We start from the raw sequence: 25,752 nt of genomic DNA, 5'->3' as shown, positions 1-25,752 counted from the left end.
CAAAATCAACAATAGGCTTTAACATTGCCTTGTGTTTAAAATTTTCTAATGAATTTCTTTCTAACACCAACAATAATCCCGGCTAAAGCAATAATCATGACCCCATATATGGCGTTTACATGAGTTAAATGCTTATCTTTTTCTCCCTTTTTAACAGCTGATTCACTTTTGACAAATATTTTCTCAGGTGCAGGTTCCTTGTATTTAAGTGGAACTAACTGGAGAACATGTCCATTACTATTATTTTTAATCAATAGTACTCCCTCATTATTTAACACTCTCGTACTCCCTTTTACCGATTCTGTAATTAGAGTATTCGTTGCAGGGAAGTATTCCTTATTGGCTAATTTAAAAATTTGTCCTTGCACTAAGGTTCCATGTTGAAAGTTCTTAAATCCGTAATCAAACAATCGAGCTGTATCATCGTACTTATCTCTTTGTTGGACAGAGTTTAAAACAACTGCAGTTAGCCTTATTTTAGAATTGGCAGCCGTGGTAGAAAGTGTTTGTTTCGCTTCACTGGTATACCCCGTTTTACCTCCTGTTACTCCTGGGTAGGCCAACTCCCCTTTTAGCATGCGATGGTGGGTTAGGATGGTCGTCTTCCATGATTTCCCCTTCCACTTAAGCACTTTTGTCCCAAAGATTTCAGCGAAGACAGGATTCTTGATTGCATAATTAGTTATGAGCCCCATATCCATTGCAGTTGTAAAATGATTCTTATCAAACAAACCATTGGGATTAATAAAATGGGTATGATGAACACCAATCGTTGATTTTAAATAGGCATTCAAATTGACCGAAAACTGTTCGACACTCCCGTCTATGTGTTCTGCAATGGCTACAGCTGCATCGTTACCTGAATTAACCAGCATTCCTTGAATCAATTGCTTTAAAGAAACTTTTTCTCCTTCATCCAAATAAACCCTTGTGCCATCTTGTCTTACCGCATTGGCACTTACCGTAACCATACTATTAAGATTACCCTTTTCTATTGCATATATCGCAGTAGCTATTTTGGTTAAACTGGCAGGGTACATTTTTTTATCTGCATTTTTTGCATAAAGAACTGCACCTGTATCAGAATCTAAAAGAACAGCACCTTTACTTTTTAAGTCTAGTTGTCCATTTCTAGCAGCAAAGGTAGTTAATTGGTTTGAAGAAAGCAGTAGGAAAACGATGATAACGGATACAAATTTTTTCATTATATAACACCCAACTTTTACATTATTTCCTATTTCATATTAACAGATTATATAGCAAAATAATAGTTTCAATTGGAAGTTATCCTCTAGTAACTTTATGGAATAAAAAAACCGGCAGGTATCTCTCCAGCCGGTTTTAGCTCTAGTTTCTTTTTTTCGAGATGAGTAAAGTAATTTGCGCCATAATTAACGGTAATGAAGATTTTCTTCGATAAGCCAAGTATCTAGGTTCCCAAATATTTGTATACTTTTCTTTGAATTTCCGCAAACCCTGAAATTGGTAAAAAAAATGGCCATGAAGGAATATTTGTGCTGCAATTTTTTCGCTTAAAAAAGAGAATCTTGACAGTCCCACATTAGCCAATGGGGCCATTCCCATGTTGAAACGATTATATCCATATTCTTTGGCCCAATCAAATAAACAAAGGAAAAGATAATCCACTGTACCTAATGATACTTCTGGTCTAAATCTTATTAAATCCACAGAAATAGTTTGAAAGTCATCATCCACATGCATGATATTCATAAAGCCAAGTATCTGGTTATTTTCATCTTTAACGATTGCAATGGGTGCTTTATTTAAATAATCTTCCGAAAAGAAACCTAATGAAAAACCTTTCTCTTCTCTCCCTTGAAGCCATTCATTTGATATATCTCTTAATTCTTCCAAGAGCTCACTGGAATGAGGCGGGCTGACTACCTCATAAGAATAGTTTTCATGGACAAATTTATTTCTTAATGCTCGTAACCCTTTCATTTTATTCCCTGATAAGGAGAATTTATCTAAATCCACAAACGCTTCTTCGCCTAATTTAAAAAAAGCAAAGCCATGTCCATGGAGATATGGAAGCATATTATCACTTACTTGATAAAAAACAGGTGTATAGCCATGTAAATCGGCTATTTCCTGAAATTCCTCTACTGCATTTGATAATTCTTCCTTTTCCCCAATGGGATCTCCTAGGATCACTAACTTGTCCGCATATTGTTGAAAAGAAATTAAAACATTTCTTTTGCTGTTCCAGAATATGTATTTGTCATGTAAAAATATTAAGTGTGATAACGCCTTACCTGAATACTTAGATAAATGTGCGATAATTTCATTCTCTCGGTTAATGGATCGCTCTAAAATCCAATTCTTTGGTAAGCTGATTAAATAACCAAACAAGAGAATGAATAAAGCGATAACAAGCCCAATTGCTGCACTAGTAAATAAATCGCGATAATCAACAATTACATACGGCAAAAGTTTTTGTGGTATTTCTATTTTAGAAATTGGCAAGTTCAAATAACCAATCACGAGATACATTGATGTAATTAAAAGAATAATCGTAATATCAAAGATTGTTTTTCCCCAAGTTAGCACATAACTCTCTCGATAAAATTGACCTTTTGACATCCTTAGCAACAAGGCGACGATAATTAAAAAAATCGCTTCTTCATAATCAATCCCCTTAAAAATAGAGAAGAGCGCGGCCAGAATTAGGGCGAACATCGATATCTCATAAGCCCTCTTCACGCTATATTCGATTCCTCGCGATAATCCTAATAATAAAAATCCAGTTGCCACCGATAATTGGTGCGATACGTTAATGATTGGAAACGATAAAAGTTCTTGCGCTACCTTCAACCGGGACATAATTCCAGGCACACTAGCTGATAAAAGCAGGATTAATCCAGATAGAAATACAAGCATTGTTAACATTACATGACTAAATCCTTGAAGAACGGCTTTAGGAAGATCATTCCAAGTTTGGTTCCATTTTTCCCAATAAAGTTTAACAAAGAAAACTAAGCTTATTAAAAACGGAACAAAGTAATAGCCAATCCGATAAAAAAGTAATAAAACAAGGACTTTCTCTTCCGGAATAAATAAATCTTGCATCCCCCAAATAAACACTAAATCAAAGGAACCTAACCCGCCAGGTATCATACTAATGATACCGGCACACGCAGCTACTATATAAACAGGAAAAAGCGTTTCTGCAGAAATAGAAATTCCTAAAATCCTGCATAAAATCAAAATCGCCAAAAATACTGCCAACCATTCGATTATCGATACCAAAATAAGCTTCAAAGTACTCTCGGTACTTACGAGTGACCGACTGCCTTTTTTTGAATTAAACATATGTATGATTAAAAAGAGTGGTACATATAAACCAACACCTACCACTGCAAAATAGAGCCATTTTGTATCAACAAACAAAGGAAAGCTACGGTAATGGATTGTAACAATCCATGAAAGCACTGAAATACCTGTTAAATAGAATAACGAAACAGAAGCAATTACTCCAAGAAGCTTTCGTTTGTCCTGTTCATATTTATGGAAGAAATACGTCCTTAACATCGCACCGATTATTCCACCAAAGCCAATTAGGTTTGAAAACGAATTAGCAATAAATGATTGTTCCAATAATTCTTTAGTAGGAACCTTCAATTTTAAGATCCGCACTAATATGACATCATAAAACAACATCGGTAAAACAGCGATAAAGGTAATGCTTAAAATAATGAGAAGAAGCCAAATATTAAGATGACTCAACTCTTCCTTAAGTAAGTGCATATTTAAGTTTTGCGTAAATTTTTTCATTTCGATAATAGCAAAGATTAATAGGAACAACGGGAAAACAAATTTTACAGTCTTTAATACACTTTCTTTTTTAATCCCCAACAAGCTAACCACCTAATTATTTGCTGATTCCTTAAGATACATCTAACTTCCTAAATCCTTAGATGTACTTCCTGTTTTTACTATAAACTTTTCTATAAGAAAAACAAAGAAAAATATCATCACTTTGCATGGTGTTACAAATCATTGTAGACATTTTTTTTAATGTTCAACCATTATGGAATGATTACGCTTCAAGCGATTTAATTAAAATTGATTACAATGCAGAAAAAATAGACAAGTTTACTCACCCAATCAGCATAAGAATATAGTAGGACAAATTTATGAGGGGGTAGCAAATGAAATTTTTAGTCTTTAAAAAGGAAACGCTCCTATTTTTTGTTGCTATAGGGGTTGTACTTTTTTCCCTGTCAGCATGGTTCATGTTGAAAGCCGGGGATATAACTGTCTTTAATCATCAGGGAACTGACGATATTCGCGAAATTCACATGGTTACTGCTGAATTTAGTACGAAAATGAAAAATGGAAAAGAAATGGAGGCTTACCGCTGGGATCCCGGTACAGTCATAGTAGAAAAAGGCGAAAAAGTTAGATTATTTATTAGCGGGATTAACGGTGAAAAGCATCCTTTTTATATAGAAGGAACGAAAATTAAAGGGATTGTAAAAAAAGGGCAAGAAACGGTTGTGCCACTCCAGTTTAATAAAAAGGGAACATATCGATTAATTTGCGAAGTGCATTCTGATCGAACAACCAACGGCCCAATGATCGCTTATATTGTTGTTAATTAATGCAGGAGACTTTTCTCCTGTTTTTTTATTTGAAAAGTTTTTAAAGGATTAGACAATCATGTTTTTCTTATATAACAGTTTTTATTTTTCACCATTTAATTATAGTACAGATTTCAAATTTGTTCACTATTCTGCCATAAATCAAGTTTAAGAAATCCCTTTATAAACACCTTTATTTCAACCGTCACAATATCTTAACAATTGGTTACTAATATGCGTGCCTTTTTTCACAAGGAATCTGTTATACTCAACTCGTAAACGAAACACCAAAACTGTTATATAGTTCTATAAAAAAATATGAGGTGAAATATGATGGAACAATGGAATGGATTTACAAAAGGTGCATGGTCTAAAGAAGTGAACGTTCGCGATTTTATCCTTAAAAACTATACTCCTTTTGAAGGGGATGAATCATTTTTAGCAGGCCCGACAGATGCGACTACTAAACTATGGGAACAGGTAATGGAATTAACAAAACAAGAGCGTGAAAATGGCGGCGTGTTGGATATGGACACAGAAACCGTATCTACAATCACTTCACATGGCCCCGGATACCTTAATGAAGAACTTGAAAAAATTGTTGGGGTACAAACCGATAAACCTTTTAATCGTTCTATGCAGCCATTTGGTGGAATTCGTATGGCGAAAGCGGCCTGTGAAGCCTACGGCTACCAATTAAACCCTGAAATCGAAAGGATTTTTACTGAGTTTCGTAAAACTCACAACCAAGGTGTTTTCGATGCCTATACAGATGAAATGGTGCTCGCACGTAAAGCGGCGATTATTACCGGCCTGCCTGATGCTTATGGACGCGGCCGAATTATTGGGGATTATCGTCGGGTTGCCCTATACGGTGTTGATTTCTTAATCCAAGAGAAGCAAAAAGATCAAAAGAATACAAGCAAGGTAATGACAGAAGATAATATGCGTCTACGCGAGGAGCTGGCTGAACAAATTCGAGCTTTAAAAGAACTGAAGGAAATGGCAAACAACTATGGTTTTGATATTAGCCAGCCAGCAAAAAATGCTGCTGAAGCATTCCAATTTGTGTACTTTGGCTACTTAGCTGCGATTAAGGAACAAAATGGGGCGGCAATGAGTCTTGGTCGTGTGTCAACCTTCTTAGATATTTATGTTGAAAGAGACATACAAAACGGTACATTAACGGAAGAAGAAGTACAAGAAATCGTTGACCACTTTATTATGAAGCTTCGTCTCGTTAAATTTGCTCGTACACCAGATTATAATGAGTTATTCAGTGGTGACCCTACATGGGTAACAGAATCAATTGGCGGTATTGCAAATGATGGCCGTTCACTTGTTACGAAAAACTCTTTCCGTTTCCTTCATACATTAGATAATCTCGGTGCTGCTCCAGAACCAAACTTAACCGTATTATGGTCACCGCAGCTACCAGAGAACTTTAAAAAATATTGTGCGAAAATGTCTATTAAAACTAGCTCCATTCAATATGAAAACGATGATATTATGCGTCCAGAATATGGCGATGACTATGGAATTGCCTGCTGTGTATCAGCAATGGAAATTGGTAAACAGATGCAGTTCTTTGGAGCTCGTGCAAACCTAGCTAAAGCGCTTCTTTACTCTATTAATGGCGGCGTTGATGAAAAATTAAAAATTCAAGTGGGACCACAATATCAGCCAATTACTTCTGACGTATTAAATTATGAAGAAGTGATGCGAAAATTTGATTTAATGATGGATTGGCTGGCAGGTCTTTATATTAACACCTTAAATGTAATTCACTATATGCACGATAAATATAGTTATGAAAGAATTGAAATGGCATTACATGATACGAAGATCCTTCGAACCATGGCAACTGGTATTGCTGGTCTATCCGTTGTTGCTGATTCACTTAGTGCGATTAAATACGGCGAAGTTAAGGTAGTCCGTAATGAAAATGGTCTGGCCGTTGATTTTGAAACAACTGGTGACTACCCTAAATACGGAAACAATGATGACCGCGTCGACGCCATTGCCGTTGAAGTTCTTAAAAAATTTATGAAAAAGCTTCGTAAACACCAAACATATCGGGACTCTGTACACACACTTTCAATTTTAACCATTACGTCCAATGTGGTTTATGGAAAGAAAACAGGTAATACACCTGATGGACGGCGGATGGGAGAACCATTTGCACCAGGGGCAAACCCAATGCACGGACGTGACACAAAAGGAACATTAGCTTCTCTTTCATCTGTTGCTAAGCTTCCTTACAACTATGCAATGGATGGAATTTCAAATACCTTCTCCATCGTGCCTAAAGCATTAGGTAAAGAAGAGGAGAGCCAAGTACGCAACCTAGTATCGATCTTAGATGGATATGCTATCAAATCAGGTCATCACTTAAATGTAAACGTCTTTAATCGAGAAACATTAATTGATGCAATGGAGCATCCAGAGCTTTATCCACAATTAACAATCCGTGTCTCTGGTTATGCCGTTAACTTTATTAAATTAACAAAAGAACAGCAATTAGACGTTATAAATCGTACATTCCACGAATCACTTTAATATAAACGGGGGCCCTCTCTTGCGGCGGGCCTCCTATTAACCAAGGGGGATCATCATCATGAACGGAAATATTCATTCAATCGAAACATTAGGGACTGTTGACGGACCAGGTATTCGCTATGTCATATTTACACAAGGCTGCCTATTGCGCTGCCAATTTTGCCATAATGCAGATACATGGGAAATTGGCAGCGGTAAAGAAATGACTGTTTCCGACATCATGGATGATCTTATGTCTTACCTGCCTTTCATTCAGGCCTCTGGCGGCGGCATTACAGTAAGTGGCGGCGAGCCACTCTTGCAAATTCCTTTCCTAACTGAATTGTTTAAGGAATGTAAAAAGAAAGGGATCCATACTACCATTGATTCTTCTGGCGGTTGTTTCTCCCACTCAAAACTTTTTATCGATCAACTTGAAGAACTACTCCAGTATACGAACTTGGTGCTTTTGGATTTGAAGCATATTAATCGGAAAAAGCATATTAAATTGACCGGGATGGCCAATGATCATATTCTCGAATTTGCTACGTTCCTATCTGACCATCAGGTACCAATATGGGTACGCCATGTTCTTGTCCCATCGGTAACAGATGATCCTGAAGATTTAAAACACCTTGGTGAGTTTATTGGTACCCTTAAAAACGTCCAAAAGATTGAGATTCTTCCATACCATAAACTTGGTGTTTATAAATGGGAAGCACTCGGACATGAATATCCACTCAAAGCTGTCGAGCCGCCAACTGAGGAAAATGTGGAGTTTGCTCATAAGATGATAACTGAGCACTGGAAGGCACCAATCCAACACTGATTCAATTGAATCAGTGTTTTTTAAATAAGGAAAGCAGGTCAACATTAATCATGCATTAATCTTATTTATTGGTTTAATTAGTAATGTCTTCAAATTATGCCATTATGCCAAATATAAAATTGATTCTTTACCCTATCTCCTATATACTCATATCATTGACATTTAAGTGAGGTGATAATTTTTGTTTCAATTGCTTATTGATAATTCAGATATAAATGCCCTTAATGCTCTTTACGTCAGCATCTTTTTAGGAATTACCTTAAAATTATTATGGGCATGGAGTGTGGAATATTCTTTTGTTGGCTCCTTATCTGATCCGGCAAGGACAAATATTATTCACCCATTGGTTCTATACCTCAAGAAAAGTTGTTTAAATGGAAGCTATATTCTAAAAAGAATTGTTATATATTTTCGTAGAAAAGAATATTCTCAGGATGATTCTGAAGAACCTGTTTCCTCCCTTTTTGCTTACTAAATACATTTACAACATACTAGGAGGAAATATGAAAACAAAACGATCTTCATTCATTATTGTCGCAATGCTAGCTGTAACTACGTTATTATTATCTGCCTGTTCATCTCAAGCCCAAAGTGGCAACAATACAGGTGGTAACAATACTGGATTTTTCCATACGTATTTTGTCGATCCATTTTCAACCTTTATCCATTATTTAGCGGAGCTCTTTAATGGTAACTATGGTTTGTCAATCATTCTTGTAACACTGATTATCAGGCTTGCCTTAATGCCGCTTATGTTAAGACAGTATAAAAATCAAATGGCTATGAAGCAAAAGATGGATGTCTTAAAACCTGAAATGGATGTTATTCAGGCAAAGATGAAAACTGAAAAGGATCCAAAGAAAAAGCAAGAACTTCAAGCAGAAATGATGGGGCTTTATAAGAAGCATGGGGTAAATCCATTAAATATGGGCTGTTTACCATTACTCATCCAAATGCCGATTCTAACTGGTTTTTATTATGCAATTCGTGGTTCAGAGGAAATTAAAACACACGAGTTTTTGTGGTTTAGTCTTGGAAATCCAGACATTTTTATTACAATTATTGCTGGGGTTATTTACTACTTCCAGTTCAAAGTTTCCCAGTCCAACATGCCGTCTGCGCAGCAAAACCAAATGAAATATATGGGATTACTTTCACCGTTGATGATTGTTATGTTTTCTTTTAACGCACCAGCAGCGCTTCCTCTATATTGGGTAGTTGGCGGTACGTTCCTAATTATTCAAACACTAATAAGCAAAAGCCTTTATCAAACTAATAAAACACCAAAAGTGCAAGTAAAACAAAAATAATCTCAACAAAAGAAGCGCCCGAGGGACGCTTCTTTTTATATAGCTCTTCCTAACCATAAACCAATGATAGTAAGCATGATTCCTAAAATGTAACTGCTTAGTAAGTAACTGTAATAAAGCTTTTTCTTTTCTACCTGTTTTAGTTTTACTGCTTCTAGCATTAAGGTAGAGAAAGTCGTAAATGCCCCCATAAACCCAATTCCCAACAAAGAATACAGGGTTCCCTTCACTTCCAAACCAAAGATCATTCCCAAAAGGAATGCACCCATTAAATTCACAGTCAAGGTACCGATTGGAAAACCCTCGCTATTTTGTAGCTTTTTACTAATAACAAAACGGTTAATCGCTCCAATGAACCCTCCTATTGAAATAACTACTATCTCATTCATAACACACGCCTCAATCTTTTTGCTCGTTCACTAAGTGTCATCCCAGTTCTAACTACTAATAGACCTCCAAAAAAACTAACACCTACATAAAGTAAGCCAAAGATGTATTTTCCTGTTTCAAGTAAATGGACTGTTTCTAAGCATAATGTTGAAAATGTTGTATAAGAACCAATGACACCAGTGGTAAGAGCAGTATATAAATAAGGATGAAGTTTATTAGAACCACTAAATTGGTTTGTTATAAAGCCCAGCAAAAAAGCACCTGTTAAATTTATCATAAGTGTTCCATACGGAAAGTCCTTTCCCCATATCTCAACAGCCATAACGGATAATAAATAGCGGCACAAACTGCCAGCAACCCCGCCCAATCCAACCAAGAAATAAATCAATGTTTACACCCCTAGTACAAATGTCATTACATATTTCTCTTTATTATGATCCATTATGAATGTTTAGGATAGTTTTTTTACAATTATGGAAACCTAATTTTGTAGTATTTGACAAAGGAGTGTTATTCAACATGAAAAATAGCATTTACATTATTGCCGCCCTAATTTCAATTCTTTATTTAAGTGGTTGTGCTAGGAATGAAATCAATAATGATGTAGCAACCCGCCAACGAAATGCAACTGAAATAACCCGTGTAAATGATAAGAGTCCCCAAGTTGGACCTGCGATTTCAAGCGCGGATACAAGTGATCCGGAATTAGACCGCAACAGAAATGATAACACTATTACAAATGTACGTAATAACAACCAAACCAACACAAGATTAGCTGATCGAGCAGTTGATAAGGTAATCAACTTAGCCCAAGTCGACGATGCAGTCGTAATTGTTAACGATAATAATGCTTATGTTGCGGCTAAACTGGACCGTTCATCTCGAAATGAATTGACTTCAGATATGAAAGATAAAATTACTCGAGCAGTCAAATCTGTTGATAAAGACATTGATAACGTTTTTATTTCTGTTAACCCTGATTTTTATGACCGCATGAATTCTTATTCCAGGGATATCCGAAATGGACGCCCGATTTCAGGTTTTATGGACGAGTTTTCCGATATGATCCGCAGAGTATTTCCAAATGCGAGATAGTGTAAGTATTGAAAAAAAAATGCCTGGCAAAACCAGACATTTTTTTCATTTCTGCAATTTCATTTTTAATTGAATGCTTACGTCCTTCCATTCATCACTAAGGATACTAAAAAAGACCGTATTCCTTACGTATCCATCAGAAATAATCCGATCCCTCCGTAATTCTCCTTCTTTCACTGCACCCATTCTAGCTATGGCCTGCTGTGATCTTTTATTTCGAGAATCAGTTTTTAATTGGACACGAGTAAGGTTCCAAACATCAAAAGCATGCTTTAGAAGAAGGAACTTACATTCTGTATTTACACTTGTCCGCCATACAGCCGGGTGATACCACGTCGAACCAATTTCTGCACTATTATGGCGGGGAAGAATGTCCAAGAATCGCGTGCTGCCAATTATCTTATTTTCGTTGTCGACCACTGTAAAGGTATATTCAGTACCCTTTTCTCTTGCTTTAATAGCTGCAGTTATCATATGTTCCATTTCATCTTTTGAGCGGACCTTTGTAGCCATATATGTCCAGATTTCATCCGGAATGGCCGCTTCCCACAAACCGTCTAAGTGGTCCATGCTGATTGGCAGTAACTTTACTGTTTCCCCTTGTAACGAAAATAGGTCGTTCCACAATTTAGTCATGATCCATTCTCCCTTTTCCATAAGAAAAGACTGTAGGCTATGCTCTACAGTCCTCTATTTTCTATGCATCTTGAAAATATTCTTTGTAAAAGCCGCCTACTTTTCCTGTATTATCAACAATGTAATAAAATTCTTCTGTTTCATTTTTTACATCATAAATTTTTCCAGTAGTTAAGGCATTATTGACAAGATATTTTTTTGCATCGGTATGAACGCATTTAATTTTCTTAATTGTTTCTCGATTACGCCATGATAGATGAATCATTGTTGCCACCGTTCCTTTCCTTCTTTGTCCAATTTCTAGTATAATCAATATAGGTAATGGTGCGCAACAATATCATGTCTTCTTTCAAAAGGGGATTCGTTATTTTATTTTCACCATTTCAATTATTTACATTAAGTTTATGTGAACTATTTTAAAATTTTATAAATTTTGGGTTCTCAAATGAGCTAAAAACCATTACAATTATAAAAACTGAATATTCAATCCATTTTCTTGAGGAGGCATTCAAAAGTATGAAAATTATGAGTAATGAGCAATTGGTTGTTTCGTATCGGGATGCATTAAAATCAGACAAGGAAAAAGAATGGATTAAGATTTTAAAAGATGAAATCAAACGTCGTGGCTTAAAACCATTTAAAAATCGTTAATATGAAAAAACCGCTGAAACGATTCAGCGGTTTTTTATTTTCGTCATATTTTTAATTTATTTTCTAATAACACATTCGGATTGTAGGATAATTCAGTTAGTAATGCGACAATTTTGTCTGCTGCGTCCTGTGGATGATCAGCGAAAATCTCAAAGAACTCCCCTTCATACTCTTGTTTTGCGTGGTCATAACGGGGATCATAATATTGTTCAAGTAAAATACGAATCATATCTGAATAATTTTGGTCATTTAACGTTTGGATAAGAGAATTTGTAATATCAACATCTTTAATCCGTCTTAACACCTTTTCTACTCCATCAGAAATCTTATCATAATACCATGGCTCATCCTGATAGGGAATTACATATTCAGCAACTAAATGAGCGATTCTGCGTTCAATTGGGGTATTGATGTTTATATTAATACCCTTCATTTTTTTAGTCATTAGTTCCTCTGGTTGGACTGCTTTTCCAATTCTCTTACTTTCCGCTTCAACTAGAAAGTATTGTGCACCTTTTATTTCTTGAAACCCTTTAAACAATAAGGAGTCAAATGTTTTTTGATTATGACCGTCACCCAAGCCAATCGTCCCAAAAATTGAACCGCGATGCCCCGCCATCTCTTCAAGGTCCAAAATAGGATAACCCCTTTTTTTCAAAATCTTTAAGACCTCTGTTTTCCCAACCCCAGTTAGTCCATGAAGGATGACTGCTTTGTCAGGAAGCATTGATGGTAATTGTTCAAGAATATAGTGACGGTACTCTTTATATCCTCCTACTAATCGATAAGCATAAATTCCTGCAAACTCTAAAAAGGTAACCACCGCTTTACTTCTCATCCCACCGCGCCAGCAATGGATAATAAGTTCCGAATCATTGGAGACGTAATTCTTTATCGTTTGAAGGAGAAATGGAATTTTAGGAGATACAATTTCCATCGCTTTCCATTTAGCATCTGCCGGTCCTACTTGTTTATAAATTGTACCAATCACTTTCCGTTCCTCATCTGTAAATAAGGGAACATTGATCGCTCCTGGAATTGCCCCATCATTAAATTCAATCGGTGAGCGTATATCAATGACAATTGGGTTCTTAATCGTAAATAGTTCTTCGATCGTCATTTCTTTCATATCATTTACGCTCCTTGTAAAAGTTCTCTATTTTTAAAATATACGGCTGTGTTATAGTCACGCGCTTTCCACTCAATTCACATTGCTAAAATAGCAACAATAACCATTAGCACAGCCAAAAGTTAGAATATCTATTAAAAACAAACAAAACTTCCACCAAGGGAAGTTCTAAAAATGTTAACAGATAAGGAAAATAATTTTCCTACTAAAGTATAGACATATTATACAGGATATATCCCTTGCTTTCAATAAAGCACTATATACTAAAAAAATCTACTCACAAAGTGGTGAGCAGACTTTTTTACTTATACCATTTTTGATTTTGGTTTAAATACAGACATTAACTTTTCCATCTCAACTAAGTTTCCACTGTGAAAAAGATCCACAATTTTACTTCCTACGATCACTCCATCACAGTATTTTGTTATGTCAGATATTTGTTCTTGATTTGAAATTCCGAAGCCAGCCAAGACAGGAATGGGGCTTGAGGCTTTTACATCCTGTAAAAATTGATTTAACTCTGCATCATATTCGTTTCTCGCTCCTGTAATTCCCTTAATCGTTACGGTGTACAAAAATCCCTTGCCCTTACTTGCAATAGTTTTAATACGCTCCATCGGTGTAGTGAGTGTTACAAGTCGAATCAATTCTATGCCCGCTTCCTCTAGTTGAGATATTATAATTCCCTCTTCTTCTAATGGCAAATCAGGAATAATACATCCATCTACACCAGCATTTCGAATATCATGGACAAATTCATTGATTCCATAGCAATAAATTGGATTTAAATATGTCATAAGCAGGATTGGAACATTCACTTCCATTCGCGCTTTACCAAGTTCTCTAATAATGTTCTTTAGGGTTGTTCCATTTTCAAGAGCTCTTATCCCCGCCCGTTGGATGGTAGGTCCATCAGCAACCGGGTCAGAAAAAGGCACCCCCACTTCAATTGCAGTTGCACCAAATTTTTCTAAAAGTTTTAAGCGCTCAACCAAACATTCCAACCCGCCATCCCCTGCCATTATGTAGGGAACAAACGCTTTCGTATTATTGTCTTTTATTACAGTAAACGTTTTTTCAAAACGGTTCATTTCTTACCTCTCCTCTCTCAGAAGTTTTTTCACGGTATCTACATCTTTATCACCGCGTCCTGATAAGCAAACAACAATCTTTTGTGATTTTTCCAATTCGGCGGCAAGTTTCACTGCATAAGCGATTGCATGTGCACTCTCTAGTGCGGGGATGATTCCCTCTAGTTTAGATAAAAGCTGAAAGGCATCTAATGCCTCTTTATCCGTAATCGAGTGATATTTTGCACGGCCAATGTCATGTAAATAGCTATGCTCTGGTCCAATACCTGGATAATCCAGCCCCGCCGAGATGGAATGTGCTTCTTGAATTTGACCATCCCTGTCTTGCAAAAGGTACATGAGGGCTCCATGTAACACCCCTGGACTCCCCTTTGTCAAGGATGCCGCATGATACTCAGTATCAACCCCCTGACCTGCTGCTTCCACACCATAGAGACTAACCTCTTCATCCTCGATAAATGGATAGAACATTCCGATTGCATTGCTCCCGCCGCCAATACAGGCTACCACAGCATCTGGAAGGGTCCCTTCGCTTAATTGAAATTGATGTTTTGTTTCCTTACCAATCACACTTTGGAAATCTCTAACCATTTGAGGAAATGGGTGCGGTCCCATTGCCGATCCCAGTAAATAGTGGGTATCATCTACATTTTCTACCCAGTATCTTAACGCCTCGTTTACCGCATCTTTTAATGTTGCACTCCCGGAGCTAACACTGACAACCTTTGCACCCAGCAATTCCATTCTAAAAACATTGAGTGCCTGCCTTTTGATGTCCTCTTCTCCCATAAATATGATACATTCAAGATTTAATAGGGCACAAACTGTAGCAGTTGCAACACCATGCTGACCTGCCCCTGTTTCAGCGACAATTTTCTTCTTTCCCATCCGGACGGCAAGCAGTGCCTGCCCAATTGCATTATTAATTTTATGGGCACCTGTATGGTTTAAATCTTCTCTTTTTAGAAAAATCTGCGCTCCGCCCGCATATCTTGTTAGATTTTCTGCATAGTACAGCGGTGTTTCTCTACCAACATAGTTTTTTAACAACTCTTGTATCTCAGCTTGAAAAGAAGGATCCTTTTTTGCGCTTTCATAGGCTTCATCTAGTTCAATTACTGCTTTCATCAATGTCTCAGGGACAAATCTTCCTCCGAAAATGCCGAAGTGGCCTTTCTCATTTGGTAATGTATATGTGTTCATTCCCCTTACCTCCCTACAAGTGTGCTTTTCGCATTTTCTATAAATGTTTTAATCTTTCCTACATCCTTTTTCCCATCAGTTTCTACTCCAGAGCTAACGTCGACCATAAAGGGCCTGATTATTTTTATGGCTTCTGCCACATTGTCTGCATGCAAACCGCCAGCTAAGATGATTTTTTGCTTAGTAATCAAATGCAGATTGACCTCACTCCAATTAAACACCGTTCCATTACCACCTCTGTATTTCCCTTTAGGACTGTCGAGTAAAATAAAGTCGCTTGGAAAGTCAGTCAATGCCGCTAACCTATCATTTCCTTGAAAACTGATTGATTTTATCACTGGAAAAGAAAGCGATTCGCAAAAAGATGCTGGTTCATCTCCATGTAATTGAATATGGGTAAGTCCCACAGTGGCAGCAATTTTTTCAATTTCATCTCTAGTTTCATTCACAAAAACACCGACCTTAAACACATCTTTTGGCAAATGTGTAATAATCTCTTGCGCCTTCGTAACGGATACCCTGCGTTTACTTTCTGCAAAGACAAACCCAATCGCATCGGCACCATATTGAGCTGCCGCAACCCCAGTTTCAACATCAGTGATACCACAGATTTTCACTTTCATCTGTTGACACCTTCTTTTAGAGGTAATCTAAAATCTAAAAAGGATTGTTTTACATCTGCACTTTTCATTAACGCTTCTCCCACTAATATCCCATTCGCTCCTGCATCTCTTACCCGTGCTACATCTGCTTGATGATGGATTCCACTCTCACTTATCAGATAGGCACCCGAACTTTTTACAATGGAAGCTAATGTCTCTGTTACTTCAAGTGAGACGTGAAATGTCTTTAAGTCGCGATTATTTACTCCAATCAACTTCGCACCTGTTTTAAGGGCACTTTCCAATTCATTTTGATTATGAACCTCCACTAATACCTCTAGCCCTAAATCTTTAGCATATTGAAAAAGTTCAACTAATCTATGATCGTCTAAAGCAGCTGCGATAAGTAAAATAAGATCCGCCCCATTCGAAGCAGCAAGATTTATTTGCAACTCATCAATGATAAAATCTTTACAAAGTATTGGCAGGTTCACCTTGCTTCTTACGGCTTTCAAGTCTGAGAAAGCCCCCTTAAAAAAGGTTTGATCGGTTAGAACAGAAATAGCACTGGCTCCATATTCTTCATACAATCCGGCCTGATAGGATGGTTCGATTGTGTTATTAATGATACCTTTTGAAGGCGACGCCCGCTTAAACTCTGAAATAATCGAGATTTGGTCGGCTGTTTTAAGCTTTTGAATAAAAGATCTTTTTGGACGGTTCAATACAACATCATGATGATTTCCTTCACGGAGGATAAGGACTTCTTTTTTCTTTTGGTCTATGATTTTATCTAAGATCGTTGTCACTTATATCGCCTCTTTCTGACCTGCTGCTTGAGATTTTTCAATCAGAGTGGTTAATTTTTCATAGGCAATACCAGAATCAATGATTTCTTTTGCCATGCGTATACCTTCCTCGATTGAGGATGATTTTCCAGCAGTATAGATTCCAAGTCCGGAATTAAGTAATACCGTATCTCGGTATGAACCCTTTTCCCCTTTTAATACATTGATTAATATTTCAGCATTTTCCTTGGAGTCTCCACCCTTGATACAACTATTATCATATTGTTGAAGATTAACTTCTTCTGGATAGAATGACTGATTTGTAATGAGGCCATTCTCTAAAATGGTTAAATGGTTTTCCCCCTGAAGTGATGCCTCATCCATAAAACCTGCTCCATTGATAACAATGGCCCGTTTGCGTCCTAGTTTCAAAAGTACTTCAGCAAAAACATTCAATAAATCTCTCCGATAGACACCCAATAATTGATAGTCCAAGTCAATTGGATTTGTTAGTGGTCCGATAAAGTTAAAAATAGTTGGGATTTTCAATTGTTTTCGGACGGTCATAACTTTCTTTAACTTGGGATGAACGTTTGGTGCGAATAAGAAAGATAATCCGATTTCCTGCAGAATCTCTTCGGTTCTTTCAGCAGAAAGATTTAAATTAATCCCTAAGTATTCCAGTACATCGGCACTGCCAGTTTTACTCGAAACACTTCGATTTCCATGCTTAGCAACAGGAATTCCAGCTCCAGCGATAACAAAAGCAGAAGTCGTACTCACATTAAAACTGGAAGATCCGTCTCCACCCGTCCCACAATTATCAAGGACACCTGAAAATTTCTCTTTAAATTTCAGCGTATTTGCTTTCATCGCTTTTACAATCCCTGTAATTTCATCGACCGTTTCTCCCTTTGATTTCAAGCCCATTAAAAAAGCAGCAATTTCAGATTCAGAAACCTCTTCCCCCAAAATATAACTAACGGCTTCTTTCATCTGGTTTTCCGAAAAGGATTCACGGTCAGCTAATTGGAGTAAATAATTTTTCATGGTTCTTCATCCTCTCTATCTCATTTAAAAAGTTATTTAAGATTTGTTTTCCTGAAGGAGTACCAATCGACTCTGGATGAAATTGAAGGCCAAAAACCGGAAATTGACGATGTTTTATCGCCATAATTTCCTGATCATCGTCAGAATGTGAGATACATTCAAGTTCATCTGGGATACTGCACTTTTCAATAATTAGTGAATGATACCGCATCACCTCTAATGGGCTGGGTAGATCTTGAAATAAACCAGTCCCTTGATGGGTAATTAACGACGTTTTTCCATGCTTGATTAATGCTGCTCTTTGAATCTCTCCACCGAAAGCAGCACCAATGGCCTGATGACCAAGACAAATTCCTAAAATCGGGATTTTATTAAAAAACGTTTGAATTAACTCGATGCAAATACCGGCATCCTCCGGCTTTCCTGGCCCAGGAGAAAGAATAATCGCTTTAGGATTAAGTTCTTTGATTTGCTCCATGTTTAACTGATTATTTCTAAACACGGTAATTTGTTCTCCTATTTCCCCTAAATATTGATAGAGGTTGAATGTGAACGAATCAAAATTATCAATCAGTAAAATCATTTCTCACCCTCCAAGAAAGAGTTTAGTTTGTTTATGGTCTCTTGATATTCGGACTCTGGATTCGAGTCATACACAATTCCTGCTCCTGCTTGAATATAGGCCGAACCGTCTTTTAAAATCATGGTTCGAATGGCAAGGGCAAAATCCATATTTCCGTCTGCGGAAATATAACCAACAGCACCTGAATATAAGCCTCGTTTTGATTTTTCCAAAGTGTTAATAATCTCCATCGCCCGCACCTTTGGAGCTCCTGATACAGTCCCAGCAGGAAGACAGGAAGCGAGGGCATCGATTGCTGTTTTATCAGAATTTAAAAGGCCGCTTACTTCAGAGACGAGATGCATCACATGCCTGTATTTTTCAACTGCCATATACTTATCCACCCTGACGGAACCAAATTCGCAGATTTTCCCGAGATCATTACGACCAAGATCGACAAGCATCTTATGCTCTGCTAATTCCTTCTCATCATTTTTCAATTCTTGTTCAATCAACAAATCTTCTTCATTCGTTCTCCCTCGTTTTTTTGTCCCAGCGATTGGATTTGAAATCACTGTGTGTGCTCTTGTCTTAATTAGGCTTTCAGGAGACGATCCAATAACTGTATAAGCGTCAAAATCGATATAAAACATATATGGAGTGGGATTATTAGCACGGTGCTTGCGATAAAGAGATAATGGATCTCCGTTAAATGTGGATTTCATCCTTCTAGAAAGGACCACTTGAAAAATATCGCCTGCTAAAATATGTTCCTTTGCGATTTTCACATTTTTGATAAAGGTTTCTTTCGTTGTTTCTGAATCGAAACCTGTAAAATAAAATGGCTCTTCTGTTGGATAGAAAGTAGGCTGCATTAACTCCTCAATCCTACGATTTATCCTTTTTTCGATTAAAGCGTTGTCGCTCTCCTTCGTTAAAGGACAACCACATACCAATACCTTATCTTCAAGGTGATCGAATACAATGACTTCCTCATAAAACATTAGGTGTACATCCGGCATTTCCATCCCGTTTGGATATTCTTTCCCTATTACTTCATACTGCCTAATTATGTCATACCCTACATATCCAACTGCGCCTCCAATAAACGGAAAGGGATACTCTTCATAGCCCATGGGTGGTAGAAGTTTTTTTAAGACTTCGAGAGGATTACCTTTTAAAACTTTCTTGTCACCATTCCTCTTAATAATCTCATTATGATCCCCCTTCGAAATAAGTTCGAAAGCTGGGTCTGCACCAATAAAGGAATATCGCCCAGAGTCATTGTACTTATGAGAACTTTCCAATAGGAACTTCTTTTTCCCGCTAATTTTTTGTAATATGGAGATTGGTGTAAGCGTGTCTCCTTTGATCTCGTTTATGAAATAACCAGTGTTAATTTTCATGTTCCGACTCCTTTCTAAAATAAAAAAAAATCGTCCTCTATATGCNNGCATATAGAGGACGATTTTATGGTCGTGGTGCCACCTCCGTTTGAAGCAATGGAAAAACTTGCTTCCTCTTCAGATACGGAACAAGCTGTTCGATATCCTATCCTTTTAACGGTGGAGGTCCGTGCATCCCTACTCTTACTTCAAGATGCCTCTCACAAGTCCATTCCACAAATCTTTTCTTATCGGGCTCCCACCTCCCCCGACTCTCTTTGAAGAAATAAATTAGTGTACTCCTCTTGTTCAACGAGTTAATTATTGTTGACGATGTTTGATTTATATCCTACGCAAATTTCATGGTAAAGTCAAGGGGAAGATTTCGAAAATTTCAAATAAATTTCTCGATAGGCCCGGTCAATACTATTTTGCATATTAATAAATGTTTTATGAATTCCATTTAAAGGATACCTTAACTAGGGTTTTTTGATTGAATTAAGCGAATAGTAATAATAGCAAATAATGAAGGCGGGATTGAAGATTAATGGAGCATATTGAACATTTAAGCCAAAATCCAAATGCTACGAAAAAGAAACAATCCGCATCTGGACAAAAGCGGTCCAATGAAATAGCTAATCAGAAGTGGGCAATCGCCTCACTGTCTTCCATTCCTCTAGTCATGACATTGGGAAATTCGATGTTAATACCAGTTCTACCTTCAATGGAAAAAGAACTATCGATTTCTTCATTTCAAACCAGTATGGTCATTACCGTTTACTCGATTGTTGCTATCTTCTTAATACCTGTTGCAGGATACTTATCAGACCATATTGGTCGAAAAAAGGTCATTATTCCAAGCCTTATTATAGCCGGAATTGGCGGGTTGATTTCAGGGTTTGCATCATGGAAAATGGATGATGCCTACTGGATTATTTTAGCCGGCCGAGCCCTTCAAGGGGTCGGAGCGGCAGGAGCAGCTCCAATCGTTATGCCACTGGTCGGCGATATGTTTAAAAATGATGATGATGTTAGTTGCTGTTTGGGTCTAATTGAAACTTCTAATACATTCGGGAAGGTATTAAGCCCTATTTTAGGGGCTTTTCTTGCGGGATTCATCTGGTTTTTGCCGTTTTTTTCCTTCCCTGTATTTTGTACCATTTCTGTTTTGATGATTATGTTTTTGGTTAAATGTCCTAAATCAACCGAAAAACCTATTCCTTTTAAAGATTTTTTCAGCAATGTGAAGAAAACCTTCACTGAAAAAGGCCGTTGGCTATACGCCATCTTTTTTATTGGCGGCATCTTAATGTTTGTCCTTTTTGGGATTTTATTTTACCTGTCGGAGCTTTTTGAAAAAGAATATGGAATTAAAGATCTCAAAAAGGGATTTTTTCTAGCTCTGCCACTTGGTGCTCTTTGTTTATCTTCGTTTATAAGCGGAAAGGTAATTAAGAAAAATAAAGTGTTAATGAAATGGATCACGTTTGGTGGTGTGATCGCCACAGCCTTATCAATCAGTGCTTTGTGGTTTTCTATAAGTCTTTGGTACGTGATCACCATGTTTCTGATTAGTGGAATAGGTATTGGATTAGGCCTTCCATGTCTTGACGCCTTAATTACTGAAGGTATTGAAAAAGAGGAAAGAGGCACCATTTCATCCGTTTATAGTTCGATGAGATTTATTGGAGTTGCTGCCGGACCTCCAATTATTGCTTTGTTATTAAAGCATGCAACACAATGGATTTTCATTCTCCTTGGCAGTTTAAGTTTATTAGCAGCACTAACCGCCTTAATAGCCATTAAGCCTAAAGCACACGGTCAAAAGAGCTGAGGAATATCCTCAGCTCTTCATATGTTACCTTATTTTACTGGTTTTTTAAGAAATCCAATTAATAAAGCTGAAACTAATGAACCCACTAAAATCGCAAGTGCGTAAAGGAGTGCACCATTTTCAACCAAAGGAACAACAAATATACCGCCGTGTGGGGCACGAAGTCCAATCCCGAATGCCATCGAAAGCGCACCTGCAATCGCTGACCCCACCATAACCGATGGAATAACGCGTAATGGGTCAGCTGCAGCAAATGGAATTGCCCCTTCGGTAATGAAGGATAAGCCCATGACATAACATGCTTTTCCGGCATCACGGTCTTGGTCATTAAATTTATTTCTGAAGATAGTCGTTGAAAGTGCAATCGCTAGCGGTGGCACCATACCAGCAGCCATAATTGCTGCCATTGGCTCATATACCCCGCTTGCTAATAAACCTGTTCCAAATACATAAGCAGCTTTGTTTACAGGACCACCCATATCAAAGGACATCATAAGTCCGAGTACAATCCCTAATAATACTGCATTACCCGTTCCAAGCCCTGTTAACCAATCAGCAATGGTTCCATTTAACCAGGCAACTGGTTTGTTGACAACATATAACATAATAAAGCCTGTAATTGCGATACCAAAAAGCGGATAAAGCAAGATGCTCTTAATACCTTCTAATGATCTTGGCAGTCCTGCAAATACTTTTTTAAGAAGAAGAACCGCATAACCTGCTAGAAAACCTGCGACTAACCCGCCAAGGAATCCTGCTCCACCACTTGCTGCCATCATACCGCCAACCATACCAGGAGCAAAACCTGGACGGTCAGCAATACTAAGGGCAATAAATCCAGCAAGAACTGGGACAATAAGTCCAAAGGCGTTACCGCCGCCAATCGTCATTAACGCTTCCGAAATAGGATTATAACTAGCATCATCCGGCTTAAACGAGTTATATCCAAACATAAAACATATCGCAATTAAAATCCCGCCGCCAACAACAAACGGCAGCATGTTAGAAACACCATTCATTAAATGCTTATAAAATCCTGTACGTGAACCTTTTTGATCCGATCCTTTTTCACTTTGGCTGCCATTACCTTTGAAAATAGGGGCATCCTGTTTTAGTGCTTTGTCAATTAATTGATCAGGTCGACGAATTCCTTCAGCTACCGCTGCTTGTATCACGTGTTTTCCTTGGAACCGTTCCATCTCGACATTGATATCTGCAGCAATAATGACTGCTGTCGCATTGTCAATTTCCTCTTTTGTAAGGACGTTTTTTGCACCGCCAGAGCCGTTGGTCTCAACCTTAATATCCACACCCATTTCAGCAGCTTTTGCTTTAAGGGAATCAGCCGCCATATAAGTATGGGCAATACCTGTTGGACAACCGGTAACAGCTACGATTGAATTCTTTTTACTTAATGTAACTGTTTCTTGTTTTTCCTCTTTATCATTTCGGTTAATGGTGTCAATGATTTCTTCAGGAGTGGTTGCCTTTAGAAGATCGTAACGAACTTCTGCCTTCATTAACAGACCAGAAAGACGAGCTAATGCTTCTAAATGTGTATTATTTGCACCATCTGGAGCAGCAATCATAAAAAATAAATGTGCTGGTTTTCCATCCAATGATTCATAATTAACACCTGCAGCTGATTTTCCAAAGACAATGGCTGCTTCTTTGACTACTTTTGTTTTAGCATGCGGGATGGCGATGCCATCTCCAATACCTGTTGTACTTTGCTCTTCACGCTTTAAAATGGCTGCTTTAAATTCAGCAATGTCTGATATTTTCCCCGCATTATAAAGGACATCAACAAGCTGATCAATCGCAGCTTCTTTTTGATTGCCTTCAATATTTAAAAGAATCGTATTTTTAGATAACAATTCAGTAATTTTCATGGCTTTCTCTCCCTTATCGGATCTCTTTTATATGAACTTGTGAAAGAAGTTCTTCTACTTTTTCCTTGGTACATAAACCAAGTGAAAAGGCTGTAGCACTTCCCGATGCCACACTAAAGCGAAAAGCTTCTTCAATATTACTTGTTTCCACGTAGGCTGCTAAGAAACCTGCGACCATGGAATCCCCTGCTCCTACTGAATTTTTCACTTCTCCTTTTGGAACCTCAGCCAAAAGGGTTGTTTCACTATTTATCAATACCGCTCCAGCGCCAGCTAGTGAAACGATAACATTTTTTGCACCCATCTCTACAAGCCTCTTCCCGAGTGGGATTACTTCTTCAGCGTTTGTAATGGTCGTTTCAAATAATTCTCCTAATTCAAGATGATTAGGTTTGATTAATAAGGGTTGATAAGGAAGGACTTTTTTTAACAAATCACCTTCTGCATCCACAACAAATTGTGCATTACTTTCACTGCAAATCTTGACCAGGTCCTCATATGTTGTTTTGGGTAAACTGCTTGGAATACTTCCAGCCAGAACCAATAAATCATCTGCACCTAATTGCATGATTTTTTGTTTTAACAGGGTAAAATTTTCTTCCGTGATTGTCGGTCCTTTTGCATTAATTTCGGATTCTTGACCTGTTTTGAGTTTTACATTAATCCGTGTATCTTCTTCGACCTGAACAAAATCTGAATCTATCTTTTCATTTTGAAGATATTGCTCGATGTATGCTCCAGTAAAACCACCAACAAATCCCAACGCTTTACTGCGCGTGCCAAATTGGTTTAAAACCCTTGATACATTAATTCCTTTACCACCTGGAAATTTTGCTTCATCGACTGTTCGGTTTAACTCCCCCAACTGAAAGATCTCTAGTTTAACGATATAGTCAACAGAGGGGTTTAACGTTAATGTATAAATCATGCTGTCACAACCTTTATTGTAGTCCTATTTAAGTATTGCTTCTGTGTTTCGTCCTCTAATTCATTCGTGATAATCGTTGCTTCATGAATTTCGGCAATTTTCGCAAACGAGATTTCAGCAAATTTTGTATTATCCGCTAATACATATGTCTCTCTTGAAAGAGAAATTGCCTTTTGCTTCACCATGGCTTCCTCTTGATCTGGAGTCGTAAAGCCAAATTGTGGATGAATGCCATTCACACCCATAAAACATTTATCAAAACGGTACAGGTCTAATCCTGCTAAGGCTCCCCTTCCAATGAACGCATTGGTATTAGATTTCGCCATACCACCAATTAAATAGGTGGAGATGCCTTTATCTAATAATGGTTTTAAATGCATTAAGCCGTTCGTAACAACGACTATTTCCTTAAACGGCAAGAATTCAATCATTTCAATAACAGTTGATCCAGCATCAAGGTAGATGCAATCACCTTCATCCACCAAACTAGCTGCATATTGTGCAATCAATCGTTTTTCTTGAAGGTTTTTGGACGATTTCTCAATCATACTCGGCTCTTGAAGTTTCCCCTGTAATCTTGAGGCACCTCCGTGGATTCTCTTTAAAAACTTTTGGTCCTCTAATTGCGAGAGATCTCGGCGAATTGTTGACTCAGAAGACTCAGTTAACTCCATAATTTCATTAATTTTTACTACATTTTTCTCTTTTAATAATTGCATGATAATTCGATGACGTTCTGGTGTTAACATGTCATCACCACCTAGATTTTTTATTATTAATTACATATTACTGAAAACGATTGCAAATATCAATCATTTTCTTTCAAAAACATTCACAATTTGAATGTTTTTGAACGTTTTTTTAACTCCTCGAATAACAACAAATATATCCAAGCTCATAATACAAAAAATTTTTTCTGCAAACCTGGAAATTATTATGGTATAATATGTATGGATATAAACGATGGATGCAGTTGTGGTTTAATGGTAGAATTTCAGCTTCCCAAGCTGACGGCGGGGGTTCGATTCCTCTTATCCACTCCATTAAATATGGAGAAGTACCCAAGTGGTTATAAGGGGGCGCACTCGAAATGCGTTAGGACGGGTAACCGTTGCGTGAGTTCGAATCTCATCTTCTCCTCCATACATATTCTTTCAAAAACCACGATGAATTATCTTGGTTTTCTTCATATAAAAAACGCCAGAGATTTCTGGCGTTTTTGCATGTACACTTAT

24 protein-coding genes, 1 tRNA gene and 1 other annotated feature are annotated in these 25,752 nt (G+C 37.5%); of the genes, 8 read left to right on the top strand and 17 right to left on the bottom strand.

Features of this window, described 5'->3' with window-relative positions; genetic code table 11:
• Window positions 1-35: 35 nt before the first annotated feature.
• Together V7137_RS10015 and mprF are read right to left on the bottom strand one after the other, a co-directional pair.
• Window positions 36-1,205 (bottom strand): D-alanyl-D-alanine carboxypeptidase family protein, encoded by a 1,170-nt coding sequence (locus tag V7137_RS10015; RefSeq protein WP_335697946.1) that lies wholly within the window; start codon window positions 1,203-1,205, stop codon window positions 36-38.
• A gap of 142 nt (window positions 1,206-1,347) precedes the next feature.
• Window positions 1,348-3,876, bottom strand: coding sequence for a bifunctional lysylphosphatidylglycerol flippase/synthetase MprF (gene mprF, locus V7137_RS10010; RefSeq protein ID WP_335697945.1), 2,529 nt, complete (start codon window positions 3,874-3,876; stop codon window positions 1,348-1,350).
• 296 nt (window positions 3,877-4,172) lie between these two features.
• Between mprF and V7137_RS10005 the strand changes: the two genes are divergently transcribed.
• From V7137_RS10005 to yidC, 4 genes are all read left to right on the top strand, one after another.
• Window positions 4,173-4,625 carry a cupredoxin domain-containing protein gene (locus tag V7137_RS10005; RefSeq protein ID WP_335697944.1) on the top strand — a complete coding sequence of 151 codons (453 nt, stop codon included), beginning with the start codon at window positions 4,173-4,175 and terminating at the stop codon, window positions 4,623-4,625.
• Between the two features lie 312 nt (window positions 4,626-4,937).
• Window positions 4,938-7,163 (top strand): formate C-acetyltransferase, encoded by a 2,226-nt coding sequence (pflB, locus tag V7137_RS10000; protein WP_335697943.1) that lies wholly within the window; start codon window positions 4,938-4,940, stop codon window positions 7,161-7,163.
• 58 nt (window positions 7,164-7,221) lie between these two features.
• Entirely contained in the window at window positions 7,222-7,971 is a 750-nt protein-coding gene (gene pflA / locus V7137_RS09995; protein ID WP_335697942.1) for a pyruvate formate-lyase-activating protein, read from the top strand.
• Between the two features lie 503 nt (window positions 7,972-8,474).
• A complete protein-coding gene (gene yidC / locus V7137_RS09990) occupies window positions 8,475-9,281 on the top strand; it encodes a membrane protein insertase YidC (protein ID WP_335697941.1) in 807 nt (268 codons plus the stop codon).
• A 35-nt stretch (window positions 9,282-9,316) separates the two neighbouring features.
• Here yidC and V7137_RS09985 read toward each other — a convergent pair whose 3' ends face one another.
• Both V7137_RS09985 and crcB read right to left on the bottom strand, forming a co-directional pair.
• Entirely contained in the window at window positions 9,317-9,670 is a 354-nt protein-coding gene (locus V7137_RS09985) for a fluoride efflux transporter FluC (RefSeq protein ID WP_335697940.1), read from the bottom strand.
• Window positions 9,667-10,059, bottom strand: coding sequence for a fluoride efflux transporter CrcB (gene crcB, locus V7137_RS09980; RefSeq protein WP_335697939.1), 393 nt, complete (start codon window positions 10,057-10,059; stop codon window positions 9,667-9,669). Before crcB ends, V7137_RS09985 begins: the two co-directional genes overlap by 4 nt.
• A 131-nt stretch (window positions 10,060-10,190) precedes the next feature.
• Between crcB and V7137_RS09975 the strand changes: the two genes are divergently transcribed.
• Window positions 10,191-10,766 (top strand): YhcN/YlaJ family sporulation lipoprotein, encoded by a 576-nt coding sequence (locus V7137_RS09975; protein ID WP_335697938.1) that lies wholly within the window; start codon window positions 10,191-10,193, stop codon window positions 10,764-10,766.
• Between the two features lie 45 nt (window positions 10,767-10,811).
• Here the strand turns inward: V7137_RS09975 and V7137_RS09970 are convergent, their stop codons facing one another.
• Complete coding sequence (locus tag V7137_RS09970; RefSeq protein ID WP_335697937.1) at window positions 10,812-11,402, bottom strand: GNAT family N-acetyltransferase; 591 nt, start codon at window positions 11,400-11,402, stop codon at window positions 10,812-10,814.
• Between the two features lie 61 nt (window positions 11,403-11,463).
• Entirely contained in the window at window positions 11,464-11,667 is a 204-nt protein-coding gene (locus V7137_RS09965) for a DUF6501 family protein (RefSeq protein ID WP_335697949.1), read from the bottom strand.
• Between the two features lie 251 nt (window positions 11,668-11,918).
• Between V7137_RS09965 and sda the strand changes: the two genes are divergently transcribed.
• Window positions 11,919-12,053, top strand: a complete 135-nt coding sequence (gene sda, locus V7137_RS09960; protein ID WP_088088631.1) for a sporulation histidine kinase inhibitor Sda — start codon at window positions 11,919-11,921, stop codon at window positions 12,051-12,053.
• Between the two features lie 43 nt (window positions 12,054-12,096).
• Here sda and mnmH read toward each other — a convergent pair whose 3' ends face one another.
• The 8 genes from mnmH to trpE all read right to left on the bottom strand — a co-directional run bounded on the left by mnmH (window position 12,097) and on the right by trpE (window position 19,884).
• On the bottom strand, window positions 12,097-13,182 hold the full coding sequence (gene mnmH, locus V7137_RS09955; RefSeq protein WP_335697936.1) for a tRNA 2-selenouridine(34) synthase MnmH: 1,086 nt from the start codon (window positions 13,180-13,182) through the stop codon (window positions 12,097-12,099).
• A gap of 305 nt (window positions 13,183-13,487) precedes the next feature.
• On the bottom strand, window positions 13,488-14,273 hold the full coding sequence (gene trpA / locus V7137_RS09950) for a tryptophan synthase subunit alpha (protein WP_335697935.1): 786 nt from the start codon (window positions 14,271-14,273) through the stop codon (window positions 13,488-13,490).
• 3 nt (window positions 14,274-14,276) lie between these two features.
• Window positions 14,277-15,476 carry a tryptophan synthase subunit beta gene (trpB, locus tag V7137_RS09945; protein ID WP_335697934.1) on the bottom strand — a complete coding sequence of 400 codons (1,200 nt, stop codon included), beginning with the start codon at window positions 15,474-15,476 and terminating at the stop codon, window positions 14,277-14,279.
• A 5-nt stretch (window positions 15,477-15,481) separates the two neighbouring features.
• On the bottom strand, window positions 15,482-16,099 hold the full coding sequence (locus tag V7137_RS09940; protein ID WP_335697933.1) for a phosphoribosylanthranilate isomerase: 618 nt from the start codon (window positions 16,097-16,099) through the stop codon (window positions 15,482-15,484).
• A complete protein-coding gene (gene trpC / locus V7137_RS09935) occupies window positions 16,096-16,887 on the bottom strand; it encodes an indole-3-glycerol phosphate synthase TrpC (protein ID WP_335697932.1) in 792 nt (263 codons plus the stop codon). Before trpC ends, V7137_RS09940 begins: the two co-directional genes overlap by 4 nt.
• Window positions 16,888-17,916, bottom strand: coding sequence for an anthranilate phosphoribosyltransferase (trpD, locus tag V7137_RS09930; RefSeq protein ID WP_335697931.1), 1,029 nt, complete (start codon window positions 17,914-17,916; stop codon window positions 16,888-16,890). It lies immediately after the preceding gene.
• Window positions 17,888-18,499 carry an anthranilate synthase component II gene (locus V7137_RS09925; RefSeq protein WP_335697930.1) on the bottom strand — a complete coding sequence of 204 codons (612 nt, stop codon included), beginning with the start codon at window positions 18,497-18,499 and terminating at the stop codon, window positions 17,888-17,890. The genes trpD and V7137_RS09925 overlap by 29 nt, the downstream gene beginning before the upstream one ends.
• On the bottom strand, window positions 18,496-19,884 hold the full coding sequence (trpE, locus tag V7137_RS09920) for an anthranilate synthase component I (protein ID WP_335697929.1): 1,389 nt from the start codon (window positions 19,882-19,884) through the stop codon (window positions 18,496-18,498). The genes V7137_RS09925 and trpE overlap by 4 nt, the downstream gene beginning before the upstream one ends.
• A gap of 51 nt (window positions 19,885-19,935) precedes the next feature.
• Window positions 19,936-20,185 (bottom strand) — a binding site (T-box leader).
• A gap of 225 nt (window positions 20,186-20,410) precedes the next feature.
• Here trpE and V7137_RS09915 point away from each other — a divergent pair.
• The gene (locus V7137_RS09915) at window positions 20,411-21,697 is read left to right on the top strand and encodes an MFS transporter (protein ID WP_335697928.1); all 1,287 of its coding nucleotides are present in this window, start codon (window positions 20,411-20,413) and stop codon (window positions 21,695-21,697) included.
• A 29-nt stretch (window positions 21,698-21,726) separates the two neighbouring features.
• Here V7137_RS09915 and V7137_RS09910 read toward each other — a convergent pair whose 3' ends face one another.
• The 3 genes from V7137_RS09910 to V7137_RS09900 are packed head-to-tail and all read right to left on the bottom strand — an operon-like array spanning window position 21,727 to window position 25,266.
• Window positions 21,727-23,589: a PTS fructose transporter subunit IIABC gene (locus V7137_RS09910; protein ID WP_335697927.1), complete on the bottom strand. Its 1,863-nt coding sequence runs from the start codon at window positions 23,587-23,589 to the stop codon at window positions 21,727-21,729.
• 13 nt (window positions 23,590-23,602) lie between these two features.
• Window positions 23,603-24,517, bottom strand: a complete 915-nt coding sequence (gene pfkB, locus V7137_RS09905; protein ID WP_335697926.1) for a 1-phosphofructokinase — start codon at window positions 24,515-24,517, stop codon at window positions 23,603-23,605.
• Complete coding sequence (locus V7137_RS09900) at window positions 24,514-25,266, bottom strand: DeoR/GlpR family DNA-binding transcription regulator (protein WP_335697925.1); 753 nt, start codon at window positions 25,264-25,266, stop codon at window positions 24,514-24,516. Before V7137_RS09900 ends, pfkB begins: the two co-directional genes overlap by 4 nt.
• A gap of 302 nt (window positions 25,267-25,568) precedes the next feature.
• On the opposite strand from V7137_RS09900, the gene V7137_RS09895 reads away from it, so the two are divergent.
• Window positions 25,569-25,660 (top strand) — tRNA-Ser (locus V7137_RS09895).
• Window positions 25,661-25,752: the final 92 nt, after the last annotated feature.

Source organism: Neobacillus drentensis, from assembly GCF_036962765.1.
Classification (GTDB): Bacteria; Bacillota; Bacilli; order Bacillales; family Cytobacillaceae; genus Neobacillus; species Neobacillus drentensis_C.
Note: the sequence above shows the minus strand (reverse complement) of the source record. Positions and strands in the feature narration are given on the sequence as shown.